This is a genomic window from Acinetobacter sp., assembly GCF_041919735.1.
Classification (GTDB): domain Bacteria; phylum Pseudomonadota; class Gammaproteobacteria; order Pseudomonadales; family Moraxellaceae; genus Acinetobacter.
Window position 1 is genome coordinate 130,710 of the sequence record NZ_JAYRTF010000007.1, and the last position, 14,553, is coordinate 145,262.

Genomic DNA, 14,553 nt, shown 5'->3' on the forward strand with positions numbered 1-14,553 from the left:
TATAAAATTTATTCAATAAAAACAAAAAGGTGGACTATGACCGTAATTTATCAGCAAAACGCTACACTCTTACAAAAAATTTTCAGTGATCCTCACGCTATTCGACTTCCTCTCTACCACATGCTGATGAAAAATATCAGCAGTTTAGTCAGCATTTCTACAGATTTAGGCAAATGCAATTGCCATGATGCCGCAGCATTTATGCATTTCTTAAACAAACCCTACATTAAAGGTGTCGATGAATACGCCTTACAATACAATTCAAGTAAAGAGTGGATTGACTATTTTTACACCCAGCACAGTATTTGGGACGGCGTATCCGATATACCAGCAGGTAAAGTGATTGGATTTCATAATCCTCAAAATATCAGCAGCCATAACGGTGTATTTCACAGTGCATTTTCAATTGGCGGAACAAAAGTCCGGGCCGTCAACAGCTTAACCTTAGGCAATGGCTGGAAAACGGCTGATCTCACTCAAAGCATTCAGCTGAATGCGGATGGCTCGATGGCTTACAACGGCGCACCTGTTGTTGTTTATATCTCTGACCGCTAAACAGCACTCATCACTTGATCACTATCATTAAGCATAATTAAGATTAAGCAAATTCATGACCTTGCTTAAAATATTGATTGCAAAACATACGCACTCCAACCAGCCCAATTCACATCTTTTCATGCTCTTTTTAATGAATTTGCTCTGTTCAAGCTTAACCCTGAATCCTAAATATGCTATCGTTGAGCGCAAATTTTACCAAGGGCATCTGATGTATGTGGATTGGAATTTCTGCCATTAACCTCGCTCTAGCCGTTATGCTTGGCGCATTTGGCGCACATGGTCTAAAAAAAATCGCCTCGCCGGAACAGCTGGCATGGTGGCAAACCGCAACTGATTATTTTTTCTATCATGCGCTCGGCCTGCTGGCTTTGGCCATCATCAGCAAAGTCATTCCTCAGCTTCCAATCAAAGCCAGTTTTTGGCTGATCCAAACCGGCATTATATTTTTCTGCGGTTCACTTTACATCATGGCTTTGGGCCTGCCGCGCATCTTAGGCGCGATTACGCCTATCGGCGGCGCCTTAATGATTTTAGGCTGGCTGATCTTGGCTTGGAACGCTTTTAAATACGCAAAATAAACCGATCGAGACTGTCATGCAGATTTACCTGAACGGCGAGCCGAAGCAAACATCTTGCCAAAATTTATTAGAACTTATTCAAGAACTTGCACTGGAAGGCAAACGCTTTGCAGTTGAAAAGAATGAAATGATCATTCCGAAAAGCAGATTAGAACAAACTGCCATTTGCGATGCAGATCGCATTGAAATCATTCATGCCGTTGGCGGCGGCTAAGCTGGAGCTCCCATGGAAGATACGTTTAAAATCGGTTCACGCACATTCAACTCACGCCTTTTGGTGGGTACAGGCAAATACAAAGATTTGCATGAAACAGATTTAGCCATTCAGGCCAGCGGCGCAGAGATTGTTACCGTCGCCATCCGCCGGGTGAACATCGGGCAGCATCCTGATCAGCCTAACCTGCTGTCTGTGGTTCCGCCAGAAAAATACACCATTTTGCCGAATACGGCGGGCTGTTTCGACGCCAACAGCGCTGTGCGCACCTGCATGCTGGCGCGTGAATTGCTGGATGGCCATAATTTAGTGAAGCTGGAAGTTTTAGGCGATGAAAAGACGCTTTATCCCAATGTCACCGAAACGCTTAAAGCCGCCCGCACCTTAATTGATGACGGCTTTGAGGTGATGGTGTATACCTCTGATGACCCGATTGTGGCACAGGAACTGGAAAGCATGGGCTGTGTGGCAATTATGCCTTTGGGCAGCCTGATCGGTTCTGGCCTAGGCATTTTAAACCCGCATACCTTGTCGATTATTAAAGAAAATGCCAAAGTGCCTGTATTGGTTGATGCCGGTGTGGGCACAGCCAGTGACGCCGCCATCGCAATGGAATTGGGCTGTGACGGCGTATTGATGAATACGGCGATTGCGGCGGCGCAAAATCCGATCCTGATGGCCTCTGCCATGAAAAAAGCGGTCGAAGCTGGCCGTGAAGCCTTTCTTGCAGGTCGTATGCCGCGCAAACGCATGGCCAATGCCAGCTCGCCGGAAACAGGTTATTTCTTTAAATAAACCGTTTGAATCATCCTCAAAATATTCAGCACAAGGATTCTTCGGAATCCTTTTTTATTGCTTCATTCTATTTTCTTCAATTTTGAGCATTGCCAGCACTTATGCAAAATTTGCTATGCTGTGTTCATCAATAATAATTTTAATCCGGCGGCCGCCATGCCTTTCAAACCGCATTTTTACAGTTATTGCGCAGCAGCGATCTTGATGAATCTTACGTTTATCTGCCAATCAGCATGGGCTGAGCGGCCAAATGCTGCAAATTTTCAGTCCTTTGTCCCGGCAAAATGGAAGATTCTGGAAACAGCGCAAGGCGATTTGAATGCGGACGGACTGTCTGATCTGGCGCTTATTATTGAAAATACCGACCCGGACAATATTGTCAGCAATGAAAATTTAGGCAGCGACAAGCTGAATTTAAATCCGCGTCAATTAATGGTGCTGTTCAAAACAGCCAAAGGCTATCAGCTGGCTGCCCGCAATAGCAACCTTCCCTCTGAAGGTGATGCTGACTCCCCTTGCCTTGCAGATCCTTTGGGCGAAGGTGAAAGTTTAACGATTCAAAAGGGCTTGCTGAAAATCGGTTTTCATTACTGGCTCAGCTGCGGTTCATGGTATGTCACCAATACCAGCTATACTTTTAGATATCAAAACCAAAAATTCAAGCTGATCGGCTTTGACAGCAATGACTTCCATCGGGCATCAGGTGACATCACTGAACGCAGCATCAATTTCATCACTGGAAAAGTAAAAAACACCACGGGAGCTAATGAGTTTGCAGAAAGTAATGTGCCAGAAAAAGTTGAATGGTCCACATTGAAAAACAAATATTCAATGAGCTTAGAACAAGTTCAATTTAATGAGCAGATAGAATTTGAATAACGAAAAACAGTTCAGCATCTTTTTTCGATACTGAACTATTCATTATTTGCTGAAGAATCAATCAACTCTAAGAAGTGAGCGTTTATTATACAATGCGCTCCAAGATACGCACTTTAACATCGGGATGAAGGCCTTCAATCGCTTGACGATGCGCATGCATATGTGGACTATGCATATTCGCTTCCAAGTCCTGCAAGCTTTGCCATTTTTCAGACATCAAAATTGAAAATGGAACTTTGCTTTGCATGGCACGGTCTATATCTAATCGATCTATCTGTATCTCATACGCATGGCAGCCTGTTTCTTGCAATACATCAGGCTGAATTGCCTTAAATGAGCCCAGTACGTTTAAAACCCTGCTCTGAGCTGCATGTAATTTCTGCGGCAACGGTTAACATTATTGAACGCCGTCCATGCGAATCATGCAAAATACTGCGTTAAATGCTCACAATACTGCGCTATATAACGCTCAACATCAGGCGCTTTGATCACATCATTCACAATAAAAGTCGGCAATGGCTGCATGCCTAAAAACTGATTGGCCTTATGAAAAGGCAGATACACCCCATCGACACCCGCCCCATGGAAAAATTGATCCGATTCGGTAAAGGCATCCATAGGCGCATTCCAGGTTAAGGACAGCATATATTTTTTATCGTGAATCAAACCGCCAGAACCGTATTTTTTCGATGCATCGGAACGTGAACGGCCATCATTGGCATATAAACTGCCGTGCCCTTCCGTAAATACATCATCCATATATTTTTTCACCGTCCACGGCGCGCCCATCCACCAGCCGGGCATCTGATAGATGACGGTATCAGCCCAAAGGAAATTCTGCACTTGTTTTTGGGCATCATAATTTGAATCCGCACGGATCGTTTTGACTTGATGCCCCCAATCAGATAAAACGGATACAGCTAAATCCGTTAGGGTGTCGTTTAACTCGCCATTAGAGTGCGCAAAGGTTTTAGCGCCATTCACAATCAGGATATTGCTCATATCAAAGCCTTCAAATTTATTTCTGAACGCACTATATCGGCAATTTTTATTGCGAAAAATTCCGTAATTTACAAAATATTATTGACTAAAAATCATGAATTATTTATGCCCATAAAAAAACGCCCGAAGGCGTTCTTTATGTATCTGCATCTAGCGGTTTTTTAAGGCTGATGTTCGGCAAATCCTATCCCTATTTCCTGATAATCAGCAGTCCAGCCTTAAGGAATCAAGCCTTCATCACGCATTGCAATTTGCACGGATTGGCGCTCTGCCACCTTATTGCGCAGCGCAATAATATTTTTATACGGCGCCAAGTCATGGCCAATCGCCTTAGACCAGTTGGTCAAGACAAATAAATAAGCATCAGCTGGGCCAAAGTTATCATCCACCAAATAATCATTGTCCGATCCGCCAATCGATTTATCAATATAGCTCAGCAGACGGTCGACTTCGGCATAGCCTTTTGCCTTTGCATCATCATTCAGCGGCGCGCCAAAGAAAACCGAATAGGCATCATGCAGTTCTGAATTCAGATAACCAAGCCATTCTAAAACTTTAGCGCGGCCTAAGCCTGACGGCGGAATCAAATCTTGTTTGGGATCATGCTGCGCAAGGAACGGTAAAATCGCCACGTTTTCGGTCAGGATCAAACCGGGATTAATCTCTAAAGCAGGCACATAGCCTTTTGGATTAACATCATAGTAATCTGCGCCCTTTTCTGTTTTATGTGTTTTTAGGTCAACGCGAACCAAATCAAAATCTACATTAATTTCATTTAAAATAATATGTGATGCCAGCGAGCAAGCGCCCGGAGAATAATAAAGCTTCATATCTGATCCTTGTTATTGAACTATTAACTGTTTTAAATCGCTTCTAACAAACTTTCAAGTGACCATACCTGTAAATTGCAAAAAAGCGTAAATGAAAAACCATTTACCCTTTGAATATTGTCTAAATTACCGCTTTTTTCAAGTAAATCCGCGATGCATTTTTGCATACTGATGATTTAACATACGCGCGGTTTAATTTTGATGAAAAATACGCACCAATGTGAAATACCCTGCCAAGCGTGTTGCACTGTATTACCGCCCTATGCAGCTACAGAAGCCCTGCCCAGCATTTTAAAACATAGCCAAGCAGCACATGTTCGCGCTGCACTGCATGAATATAAAGAGCATAAACATGATGATGATCTAATTCTAGAAATTCAGGACAATGGTATTGGCTTTGACCCTAGCACCGTAGAATCGGGTCTGCATGTTGGATTGCAAAGCATGTGCGCGCGTATAGAATGCTTAGGCAGACAGTTTCAAGTGGAATCTCGTACAGGATGCATGGTCATTCAAGTCATACTGCCCTTAACAGCGGATGTGCAAGAAGCGCCTGCCTCAGCATGGCATTGACCTTGGATATGGCCGAGATGGGTCATTTCACGGCCATCATTCAGTGCATGACAGAGCGTTGATCTGAACGATTTTATGCAGAAATTCAGGGCAAAAAGTTTGACTTGTCCGGCTCAGGACTTAAAATACCGCATTCTGAATTTTTTAGATTTGCCAAAGTTATGTCGAACGATCAATTAGACCAGCAAGTCGTAGAGCTGGACAACCTAAGCGAACAGCGAGAAATCGTGACGTTTATGCGCCGCTCAGCACCGCTGAACACCTCTCAACGTACTGCGCTTGAACAATATGGTCACTTAATTTTGGAATATCCTGTTGGCGATTTGCGTCAGCATTTTGAACATCCTGAACGTCCATTGACCGTAGAGATCGGTTTTGGCATGGGCCGTTCATTGGTATTGATGGCCAAAGCCAATCCTGAGCGCAACTATGTCGGTATTGAAGTTCACGTACCAGGCATTGCGCAATGTGTATTTGAAGCGGGCATGTCTGAGCTGAAAAACTTGCGTGTTTTAGATGCTGATGCCATTCAAGTGCTGCGCGAAATGCCGGATAACAGCATCAATGCGGTTCAATTGTACTTCCCAGATCCTTGGCAGAAAAAACGCCACTTCAAACGCCGTTTTGTCTCGCATGACCGCATGCCGTTAGTTGAGCAAAAATTGGAAATGGGCGGCACCTTCCATGCTGCAACAGACTGGGAACCGTATGCAGAATGGATGCTGGACGTTTTAGATAACCGTCCAAACCTTGAAAATGCTGCAGGTAAAGGCAACAGCTATCCGCGTCCAGACTGGCGTCCGCAAACTAAATTTGAACGCCGCGGCCTAGAAGCTGGCCATAAGATTAACGATTTCTTATTCAAAAAAATCGGCTGATCAAAGTAGCTGTTTTAACAGCATAAAAAAGCGCTCAATATTGAGCGCTTTTTTATTTTGAGATCAAACCTGATTAACGGATAAAGAAGCGGTAAATCAGCTGCTGTATAGATGTGCCATAAGGCGGGTAAATCAGCCGCATCAAACTGAATTTCGGCCGCACAAAAACAGATTTGGCATGGCTGAAAGTTTTAAAGCCTTCATGCCCATGATAATGCCCCATGCCTGAAGCGCCAATGCCGCCAAAAGGCGTGTCTTCCATCCCTGCTGTCATTAGCGTTTCATTCAGGCATACCCCGCCGCTGTGGGTTTCCTGCAGCACTTTTTGCTGCTCCGCTTTGTTATAGCCAAAATAATACAGGGCCAAAGGGCGCTCTCTATCATTGATGTAGGCAATGGCATCCTCAATTTGATCATAGCAAACCAGCGGCATAATCGGCCCGAAGATCTCATTTTGCATTAGCGCCATATCATCATTGACATCGGTGACGACTGCATGCGGCATACGGCGTCCTTCGGCTGCAGCATGCTCTTGAATCAGCTGTGCGCCTTTAGACTGCGCATCGGCCAGATAATGCTGCAGACGCTCAAACTGCCGCTGATTGACAATAGCCGTGTAGTCCGGGTTGTTGTCAATGCTGTTCGGATAAAACTGCTTCAGCGCATCAAAATACGCTTGTATGAACGCCTCTTGCTGGCTGCGGTGCACCAATACATAATCGGGCGCGACGCAGGTCTGGCCTGCATTCATGGTTTTGCCAAAAGCAATGCGGCGCGCGCTTTCTTTCAGGTCTGCATCCTGCGCCACAATTGATGGCGACTTGCCGCCAAGCTCCAGCGTCACTGGCGTTAAATTGTCTGCAGCCGCATGCAGCACATGCGGCGCAATTGCCGTTGCGCCTGTAAACAGCACATGATCAAACGCCAATTTAGTAAATTGCTGCGCTATTTGTGCATCGCCTATAATGACAGTGACATGACTTTCTTGAAAACTGCCGGCAATCAGCTTTTGGAATAATGCTGAAAATTCAGGTGTAAATTCACTCATTTTCAGCATGACATTGTTGCCTGCAGCGAGCGCCTGCGCCAAAGGCCCAACCGCTAAAAACAGCGGATAATTCCACGGTGCAATGACTCCTACAACACCTAAAGGCTGATACAGCACATAGCCCTTCGCAGGCTGGAATAAAATACCGACATCGCGCTTGCTCGGCTTCATCCATTTTTTTAAATGCTTCAGGCTGTGCTTAATGCCATTTAAACTGGTCATGATTTCAAACAGGCGGGTTTCATCTTGGCTGCGGTTTGAAAAGTCCCGGCTGATGGCCGCTGCTATGTCGTCCTGATGGTCTATCAGCATCTGATACAGTGTATGCAAATGCTGCTTGCGCTGCTCATAGCTGGGATAGCTGTGCGCCTGAAAGGCCAATTTTTGCTGTGCAAAAATCTGCGCCAAAGCAAGACCGCCCCCTGTTTGAAATTCTGGCTGTTCCATCGTCATGCATTTTTCCTTTTTTCATTTTATCTTTGAAAAATAGATGAATATTTATGTTTTGTCAGTCCAAATCTTGATCTCATTACGCCACTTGCTGCTGAATTGCACTTTGGCGGATCAAATCTGCAGCTTTTTCTGCAATCATCACCACTGGCGCATTGGTATTGCCATTTACGACAGATGGCATAATCGAGGCATCAATCACACGCAGGCAGTCTATGCCGTATACCCGCAGTTCGGGATCAACAACCGCCATATCATCCACGCCCATTTTGCAGCTGCCCACCGGATGATAAACCGTGTCTGTGCGCGCTCTGAGAATCTTGCGGATATCTTCATCTGTATGCACATCAGCAGTAAATAGATCCTGCGTATACAATTCTGACAATGAGGGTGACTGCATCAATTGCTGCGTCAGCTTATAGCCCTTGATCAAGTCTTCCAAATCACGCTCATCACCCAAAAAGTTCGGGTCGATTTTTAAAGGATCTGAAATTTTATTGCCGCTCAGCTGTATACTGCCGCGGCTGCGCGGGTTCAATAAGCATACATGGCAAGACAAACCGTGACTGGCATGGAATTTACGCGCATGATCATCGACCAGCGCCATCACAAAATGCAGCTGTAGATTCGGAATATCCAACGCTGGATCACTCTTTAAAAATCCGCCGCATTCAGCAAAATTCGAGGCAATCATACCCCGGCGTTCACTGCGGTAACGCTTGATCTGCTTCATCATGCCCAAAGAGCCTGATAGGGACAGGCCAAACGTATTCACCGAATCTTTGACAGCATAGCCAAAAATAAAGTCCGGATGATCATGAAAATTTTTACCGACACCCGGCAAATGCTGCTTCACTTCAATATTATGCGCGGCCAATTCAGCCTGATCGCCGATTCCGGACAGCATCAAAATTTGCGGAGACTGAATCGCTCCTGCGCAAAGCAGGACTTCTTTTCGGGCTTTCAGCTGCTTCAACTGGCCCGCATGCTGCACTTCCGCACCTACTGCTGTTTTATTTTCAATGCGTATTTTATGCGTCAATGCCTGCGTCCACACGGTTAGATTTGGTCGGTTCAAATGCGGAAATAAATAACCGCGGGCAACGCTGCAGCGTTCACCATTGATATGCGTGACTTGATATACGCCTAGCCCTTCCTGCTCTGCGCCATTAAAATCATCCAAAATTTTATAGCCTTGTGCTTGAGCCGCATTGATATAGCGCTGATGTATCGGATTGTCGCTGCAGACATCGCTGACCGAAAGCGGGCCTGAATTTCCATGATATTCATTATGAATGCGTTCATTATTTTCCGATTTGATAAAATATGGCAGCACTTCATCATACGACCAGCCGGTATTGCCAAGCGCAGCCCATTGATCATAATCCGAACGGTGCCCGCGGATATAAATCATGGCATTAATGGCTGATGAGCCGCCCAGGCATTTGCCGCGCGGCTGATAGCCTTTACGGCCGTTCAAGCCTTTTTGCGGCACGGTTTCAAAGGCCCAATTGTTGATTTTAGTCGGCAAGCTGATCACGCATGCAGCAGGAACATTCACCGTCCAGCTATCCCCCTGACCGCCGGCCTCAAGCAGGCAGACAGTGATATTGGGATCTTCGCTGAGGCGGCTTGCCAATACGCTGCCTGCACTGCCGCCGCCGATAATGATGTAATCGAATTCCATTTGCATTTTATTTTCCTTTGGTTTTTTATTTTTGTATCAGCTCTTTTAATAGCATAAATCAGCAAAGCGCTGCATCTCTGTTTTCACTTAAATGCCATTTTTTGTGCTTCAGCATGCAGCTGAAGCACCGTTTTTCTATTCAGCGCTGCGCGATAAACCCTTGATAGCACAGCACCTGGGTAAATGAATTGACCTGCGCAAAGCCTGCATCATGCATCAAGTTCACCGTTTCCTCATCACTTAAGGCATAAAAATCATCGTTCATTCTGCTCAGCATTGCATGCGTTTGCTTATCCATCAGCCCATTCATTTTACAGATCTGCTTTAAAGATTCAGCTTCCTGCGCAAACCTGAATTGCGTCAAATCAAAAGTTAAAAAAATGCCGCCGGGCTTCAAGCAGCATCTTGCAGCCCGGACAAATTCAAGCTTTTCCGTAAAAGGAACAAAGTGCGTGACCAAAATGGATAAGACTGCATCAAATTGCGGCTGCGGGTCAAAATCGGTATTGCTGCCGAGAACAAAATGAACCCGATTATCCTTATTCCATGGCGCTGCAAAATCTTTTGCCTTGTCCAGCATCCGCTGAGAAAGCTCCGTAACCGTAAATATGCATTGCGGGAAAGCCTGCAGCAGATAACCCAGCTCATAGCCGGTTCCCGCCCCAATAATCAGCACATGCGCCGGTTCTGGCAAATGCGCTTGCAAGATGGCCAAAATCTGCTGGTGAACCAGCTCATACCCCGGAATCAATTTGCGGATATGCTGATCATAGCTATCCACCACCTGCTGACTGCAAAAATCCTTCGCCAAAATCTTTTCCTTATCTAAATGTGGATAAAACCTAAAAAGGCTGGTGCCGTTTTAAAATCTGTTCACTCATCAAAGCATAAACCTCTTTTAAATCATTTCGACGCGCCTGTTCCAGCATGGCGGTATGCATCGCGATAATGTTCTGATCGCCGCGCATGGCCGGCCCGGTTTGCATGATTTCAGGATCAGACTGCGTCGCTTTCTGCACAGTCTCCAGCATCAACGGATACAGCAGGCTGAAATCCACCTGCTTGGCATCTACAATTTGCTTCGCCATGTCATAGCAATAATTGGCAAAATTGCAGGCATAGACAGCAGCCAAATGCAGGCTGAGCCGCTGAGCAGAATTATATTGATAAACCCGCTGGCTCAATTCAGCTGCTAAGTCTGTCAATCTACTCAAATCCTGCTCCTGAGCCGCTTCAGTAAAAATTGGCGTATTCGTCCAGTCAATTTCGCATTCAAAGCTAAAAGTCTGCAAGGGATAAAATACGCCTGCCCGCTCATGCACCTGTGTCAATTTGGCAATATCCGTACTGCCAGAGGTATGCACAATCAAAGTATTAGGCAAATATGGATGCACCGCCTGAATGACATCGGCAATACTGCTATCGCTGACCGCAATAATCAGCAAATCAATAGTCGCATCTAAACTGCTCATAGACGCAGCTGCTGAAGCGCAAACTTTATCCGCCAAAGCGGCAGCCCGTTCTGCGCTTCGGCTATAAATCTGCACAATCTGATGCTGAGCCTTCAACGCATGCGCCAAATGATGCGCCACCCGCCCAGTGCCTATAAAACTAATCCGCATGTTTCTGTGTATCTTCTTTAATATGTTAACTCTGCCTAGCATGCCTATAAAAAAAGGACGAATCAATTCGCCCTTTTATCAATAGCACCATTTAAAGGCTGAAATTCAAAATGCCGCGCCGGTTAATGCTTAATTAAATACATTATTTAAATACACGGTGCGTTCTTTGGTTTTTTGCACAAAACACTGGCTATATTGAATCGCTTGGTTTTGTTTTTCCATTGCATCATTCCAATAACGATATTGCTGCTGATAGGTTTCAATTTGACTGTCTTTTAAGTCATATACTCGTTTTTGCGAAATCACCTTACAGTCTACATCGCGCTTTTCAAACCAATCCAATTGATCTTGCTGCTGTGCAGTTTTTTGCTCTGGGCTAAAGCGGTCCCATGTGCTATTCAAGCGCTCCACCGCTGTTTTTTGTTCTGCATCAACTTCTTTTTGGCGAATATCGAGCGCTTTCTGAGCCAATGCCATTTGTGCTGAATTCTCTTTATTGTATTCATCTGCACTTTGCTGGCTGGCCTCAATGTTGGCCTTATTACGTTTTTGATAGGCCTCAAAATTCACCGCCAACTCTGAAATTTTAGCAGCCAAGCCAACTAAACTCGAACTTTCCACCGACAAGCTAATTTCATTGTTGTCTGAGCGTTCCAAGCTATATTTAAAATCTGAACCGCTAATCTTATCATCTTGAAGTTTTAAAGAACCCCACTCACCCTTAATAGAATCTTGCAGTGTATAAGAACTCTGAGCTTGAGAATCTTCACCATCACACTCTTCACATGGTTCTTCTATATAGGCATTTTCTGCACGCTTCTGTAGTCCTTTAGGCAAAATCGCGACCACTAAACTGCTGCAGTCAAGTTGTTTTGCTTGCTCAGGCTGTTCTGTTTGCGTCGCAATATGATTAATTTCAAATTTAATATTTTTACGAATTTTTTCTAATAAAACCTGATCAGACTCATAGCCTGAATGGCGCAAACGCTGCTCTAATTGAGATAAATAATCTTCTTTTAAATGGTTTTGAATCTGCTCTACATTGACAGGTGCAGAACAGCTAAAATCCTTGGCTGCCTGAACCTTTGGCTCTTCTTTGGCAGATGAATCTTTCTTATTTTTAAAATAATCACAGCCCGAAAACAATGCCGTACCGCACAATACGCTAACTATTATCATTCTATTCATTGCAGGTAAACCCTCACTTTTTATAATTTTGGCGTATTTAAGCAAAAAAAGACGCAATTCACCATCTTTTATTTAAACATTTTGCATAAAAAATCCCCGCTATCCGGCAGGGATTTGTGAATATTTTTCAAGCTCAAGAGATGAAATGCAGCCTTAAGGTTTTTCTTTCACTCCCTCTTCACCCACTTCACGCACCACGCCCGTGTCTATATTCAACACTTCAAACTCGATACGGCGGTTTTTAAACTGACCTTCTTGGGTGCTGTTGTCTGCAATCGGTTTTTCCTGCCCCATGCCGATGGCTTGCAGCTGTGCAGGATCCACGCCCTTACTAATTAAATAATCCACCACGGCCTGCGCCCGTGACTGCGATAATGTTTTATTGGCTTCGGCGTTACCGGTTGCATCCGTATGGCCGGTCACAGACAATTCAACGTGCCTTGCCCGCTGCATTAAAGCCGCAGCCTGATCCAGAATGGATTTATTTGCATCTGGAATGGCAGATGAACCTGAGGCAAAATTGATAATCTGCAGATTCAGCGCAGTCGCGACATCTAAAGCGCGAATATGGCCTGGATTAATCGCCGCCAAGGCTTTTTGCGCATCAGAAAGGCTGTTGCTGACCGCCGCACTCTCATCTACAGGCTTTTGCACCATGATGTTCATATGCTTCGCCAAGTTTTTAATTTGGCCTGCCAAACGTTCTGCATCCTGCGGATGAGCCGATTGAATCGACAGCTGATCGCCCACCCAATTCAACGACACATTTGGCGTGCCCAGCACCAATTTTAATACCGATGGAATCGCGTCCTGATCAATATATTCGGTGTGGTAACTTGCATCAGCAGCCGCGCCGCAGCCCAATGGATGGCTGAAAATCTGCTTCACCTGCTGCTGCAGGATATCGATATAACTGCTGTTATTCACCGATATTTGACAACTGACCAGCGCGCCTTTTTCATTTGTACTGAGCTGCAATGAAGCCGGCTGCGCTGCAGCGCTTTGCATCGGCGGCAAAGATTCTTCCACCTTCTTTTGATTTGAGCAGCTTTTAAACCAAAAGGCAGCCAGCAGACCTAAAATAATGATGGCGATCATTGCCGGCCATGGACTGGATTTTCTGTCTGACGCTGTGGCAGGCGCTTGATGAATCGTTGGCGCAGCGGCAGTGCCGATGCCTAAGCCTGACAGGATTGAAGCCGCCCAAGCAGGCAAAGCGCTTTGAATTTCATCCTGCTGCGTATTCAGCAGATGCGCAATAACGTCAGGTTCAGATGAGCCTGCTTGATTTTCCAATACGCCTAAAACCGGCAAAATCGATTTAGATAAAGCGCTTTCAATTTCAAATACGGGCACAATCCCGCGAACATGATCAAGAAACTGGTTTTTTAATGCCGCATTGCTTTCAAATAAATCTCCCAGACGCGGATTCAAATGGCCGCTTAAACTGCTGATCAGGCTCGGCTGCCCTTTCAACATGCTCAGCAAAAAAGGATAAAACATACTTAAGGCATCACTTTTCTCTTGGAAAAATGAACTGTCGCCATCGAGAACAATGGCGGATACCTGCTGCTTCAGCAATTCAACAATACTGTTCATAGAGGCCATCCTTTGATATTTATCGTTTGCTGTTTATTGGTTTTTAATATTTTTAGATCATTTAACAACCAGTTTATGCCGATAGCCCACTGATTCTGTAATGAATTGTATTTCTTCATGACGCTGAGTAAATGAAAAAAACCAGCTGACGCTGGCTTTTGATGGCTTCACTTAAGGTTCTAAATAGTAAATTTTCTGGCGTAATTCATTCGTACGCTGAGTTGTCATGTTCATTTCGCAATTTAGTCGATAAACTTCAGGATTATCAGCATTCGAACTGTCCAATTTACATTCTAACTCACGTTTTTTTAGCCAAATTCTTTGCTCATCCAAAAGCTGGTTACGTATTTCTTTCGAAGTCGCATTCCAAACTAAGTTTAAGTTTTCATTGGCCTTATCGTAATTTGTTTGAGCTTCAGAAATTAAAATAGTTTGATACTCTTTTGCGGCCGCATCTTCTTCTGCCGCACGTTTTATTTCTTCTTGTTTCGCAACTTCAGCTGCATTTTGCCGTGCTGTTTTAACTAACCCGAATCCTGCTTAAGCCAATGATTCCATAATTTGAATTGTTGGTTTATTTTGATGATTAAGTTGATATGCACATAACGATGCGTAAATCCCACTCAGAAATCCATGAATACTACGAGCTTTA

17 protein-coding genes and 1 pseudogene are annotated in these 14,553 nt (G+C 44.7%); 7 read left to right on the forward strand and 11 right to left on the reverse strand.

The window, feature by feature from the left end; all coding sequences use genetic code 11:
• Nucleotides 1–36: 36 nt before the first annotated feature.
• From ACE3T3_RS06080 to ACE3T3_RS06100, 5 genes are all read left to right on the forward strand, one after another.
• The gene (locus tag ACE3T3_RS06080) at nt 37–555 is read left to right on the forward strand and encodes a hypothetical protein (RefSeq protein WP_374665047.1); all 519 of its coding nucleotides are present in this window, start codon (nt 37–39) and stop codon (nt 553–555) included.
• A gap of 215 nt (nt 556–770) precedes the next feature.
• A complete protein-coding gene (locus ACE3T3_RS06085) occupies nt 771–1,136 on the forward strand; it encodes a DUF423 domain-containing protein (RefSeq protein WP_374665049.1) in 366 nt (121 codons plus the stop codon).
• 16 nt (nt 1,137–1,152) lie between these two features.
• Nucleotides 1,153–1,350 (forward strand): sulfur carrier protein ThiS, encoded by a 198-nt coding sequence (thiS, locus tag ACE3T3_RS06090; RefSeq protein WP_374665051.1) that lies wholly within the window; start codon nt 1,153–1,155, stop codon nt 1,348–1,350.
• A 12-nt stretch (nt 1,351–1,362) separates the two neighbouring features.
• A complete protein-coding gene (locus ACE3T3_RS06095; protein WP_374665053.1) occupies nt 1,363–2,145 on the forward strand; it encodes a thiazole synthase in 783 nt (260 codons plus the stop codon).
• Between the two features lie 204 nt (nt 2,146–2,349).
• A complete protein-coding gene (locus tag ACE3T3_RS06100) occupies nt 2,350–3,024 on the forward strand; it encodes a hypothetical protein (RefSeq protein WP_374665055.1) in 675 nt (224 codons plus the stop codon).
• An 85-nt stretch (nt 3,025–3,109) separates the two neighbouring features.
• On the opposite strand, the gene ACE3T3_RS06105 is transcribed toward ACE3T3_RS06100, so the two are convergent.
• From ACE3T3_RS06105 to ACE3T3_RS06115, 3 genes are all read right to left on the reverse strand, one after another.
• Nucleotides 3,110–3,412 carry a putative quinol monooxygenase gene (locus ACE3T3_RS06105; protein ID WP_374665057.1) on the reverse strand — a complete coding sequence of 101 codons (303 nt, stop codon included), beginning with the start codon at nt 3,410–3,412 and terminating at the stop codon, nt 3,110–3,112.
• Nucleotides 3,413–3,444: 32 nt separating this feature from the next.
• On the reverse strand, nt 3,445–4,026 hold the full coding sequence (locus tag ACE3T3_RS06110; RefSeq protein ID WP_374665059.1) for an NAD(P)H-dependent oxidoreductase: 582 nt from the start codon (nt 4,024–4,026) through the stop codon (nt 3,445–3,447).
• A 218-nt stretch (nt 4,027–4,244) separates the two neighbouring features.
• The gene (locus ACE3T3_RS06115; RefSeq protein ID WP_374665061.1) at nt 4,245–4,856 is read right to left on the reverse strand and encodes a glutathione binding-like protein; all 612 of its coding nucleotides are present in this window, start codon (nt 4,854–4,856) and stop codon (nt 4,245–4,247) included.
• A 201-nt stretch (nt 4,857–5,057) separates the two neighbouring features.
• Between ACE3T3_RS06115 and ACE3T3_RS06120 the strand changes: the two genes are divergently transcribed.
• Both ACE3T3_RS06120 and trmB read left to right on the forward strand, forming a co-directional pair.
• The gene (locus tag ACE3T3_RS06120; RefSeq protein WP_374665063.1) at nt 5,058–5,429 is read left to right on the forward strand and encodes an ATP-binding protein; all 372 of its coding nucleotides are present in this window, start codon (nt 5,058–5,060) and stop codon (nt 5,427–5,429) included.
• Between the two features lie 161 nt (nt 5,430–5,590).
• A complete protein-coding gene (gene trmB, locus ACE3T3_RS06125) occupies nt 5,591–6,307 on the forward strand; it encodes a tRNA (guanosine(46)-N7)-methyltransferase TrmB (RefSeq protein WP_374665065.1) in 717 nt (238 codons plus the stop codon).
• A gap of 73 nt (nt 6,308–6,380) precedes the next feature.
• On the opposite strand, the gene ACE3T3_RS06130 is transcribed toward trmB, so the two are convergent.
• The 8 genes and pseudogenes from ACE3T3_RS06130 to ACE3T3_RS06165 form a co-directional block, all read right to left on the reverse strand.
• Entirely contained in the window at nt 6,381–7,808 is a 1,428-nt protein-coding gene (locus ACE3T3_RS06130; RefSeq protein WP_374665067.1) for a coniferyl aldehyde dehydrogenase, read from the reverse strand.
• Between the two features lie 76 nt (nt 7,809–7,884).
• Entirely contained in the window at nt 7,885–9,498 is a 1,614-nt protein-coding gene (locus tag ACE3T3_RS06135; protein WP_374665068.1) for a GMC family oxidoreductase, read from the reverse strand.
• 133 nt (nt 9,499–9,631) lie between these two features.
• Nucleotides 9,632–10,303: a trans-aconitate 2-methyltransferase gene (locus ACE3T3_RS06140; RefSeq protein WP_374665070.1), complete on the reverse strand. Its 672-nt coding sequence runs from the start codon at nt 10,301–10,303 to the stop codon at nt 9,632–9,634.
• 31 nt (nt 10,304–10,334) lie between these two features.
• On the reverse strand, nt 10,335–11,114 hold the full coding sequence (locus tag ACE3T3_RS06145) for a Rossmann-like and DUF2520 domain-containing protein (RefSeq protein WP_374665072.1): 780 nt from the start codon (nt 11,112–11,114) through the stop codon (nt 10,335–10,337).
• Between the two features lie 129 nt (nt 11,115–11,243).
• Nucleotides 11,244–12,359 (reverse strand): DUF1311 domain-containing protein, encoded by a 1,116-nt coding sequence (locus ACE3T3_RS06150; RefSeq protein ID WP_374665074.1) that lies wholly within the window; start codon nt 12,357–12,359, stop codon nt 11,244–11,246.
• Between the two features lie 96 nt (nt 12,360–12,455).
• Nucleotides 12,456–13,910, reverse strand: a complete 1,455-nt coding sequence (locus ACE3T3_RS06155) for an OmpA family protein (RefSeq protein ID WP_374665076.1) — start codon at nt 13,908–13,910, stop codon at nt 12,456–12,458.
• A 162-nt stretch (nt 13,911–14,072) separates the two neighbouring features.
• Complete coding sequence (locus tag ACE3T3_RS06160) at nt 14,073–14,378, reverse strand: lysozyme inhibitor LprI family protein (RefSeq protein WP_374665092.1); 306 nt, start codon at nt 14,376–14,378, stop codon at nt 14,073–14,075.
• A 63-nt stretch (nt 14,379–14,441) separates the two neighbouring features.
• Nucleotides 14,442–14,553 (reverse strand): annotated as a pseudogene (locus tag ACE3T3_RS06165) (IS982 family transposase); the annotation flags it as partial.

Excerpts from the sequence above, each read along its gene's own strand:
- ACE3T3_RS06130 (WP_374665067.1), bottom strand. The coding sequence starts at position 7,808 with ATGACGATGGAACAGCCAGAATTTCAAACAGGGGGCGGTCTTGCTTTG.
- trmB (WP_374665065.1), top strand. The coding sequence starts at position 5,591 with ATGTCGAACGATCAATTAGACCAGCAAGTCGTAGAGCTGGACAACCTA.
- ACE3T3_RS06145 (WP_374665072.1), bottom strand. The coding sequence starts at position 11,114 with ATGCGGATTAGTTTTATAGGCACTGGGCGGGTGGCGCATCATTTGGCG.
- ACE3T3_RS06085 (WP_374665049.1), top strand. The coding sequence starts at position 771 with ATGTGGATTGGAATTTCTGCCATTAACCTCGCTCTAGCCGTTATGCTT.
- ACE3T3_RS06095 (WP_374665053.1), top strand. The coding sequence starts at position 1,363 with ATGGAAGATACGTTTAAAATCGGTTCACGCACATTCAACTCACGCCTT.
- ACE3T3_RS06110 (WP_374665059.1), bottom strand. The coding sequence starts at position 4,026 with ATGAGCAATATCCTGATTGTGAATGGCGCTAAAACCTTTGCGCACTCT.
- ACE3T3_RS06155 (WP_374665076.1), bottom strand. The coding sequence starts at position 13,910 with ATGGCCTCTATGAACAGTATTGTTGAATTGCTGAAGCAGCAGGTATCC.
- ACE3T3_RS06135 (WP_374665068.1), bottom strand. The coding sequence starts at position 9,498 with ATGCAAATGGAATTCGATTACATCATTATCGGCGGCGGCAGTGCAGGC.
- ACE3T3_RS06080 (WP_374665047.1), top strand. The coding sequence starts at position 37 with ATGACCGTAATTTATCAGCAAAACGCTACACTCTTACAAAAAATTTTC.
- thiS (WP_374665051.1), top strand. The coding sequence starts at position 1,153 with ATGCAGATTTACCTGAACGGCGAGCCGAAGCAAACATCTTGCCAAAAT.
- ACE3T3_RS06100 (WP_374665055.1), top strand. The coding sequence starts at position 2,350 with ATGAATCTTACGTTTATCTGCCAATCAGCATGGGCTGAGCGGCCAAAT.
- ACE3T3_RS06115 (WP_374665061.1), bottom strand. The coding sequence starts at position 4,856 with ATGAAGCTTTATTATTCTCCGGGCGCTTGCTCGCTGGCATCACATATT.
- ACE3T3_RS06120 (WP_374665063.1), top strand. The coding sequence starts at position 5,058 with ATGAAAAATACGCACCAATGTGAAATACCCTGCCAAGCGTGTTGCACT.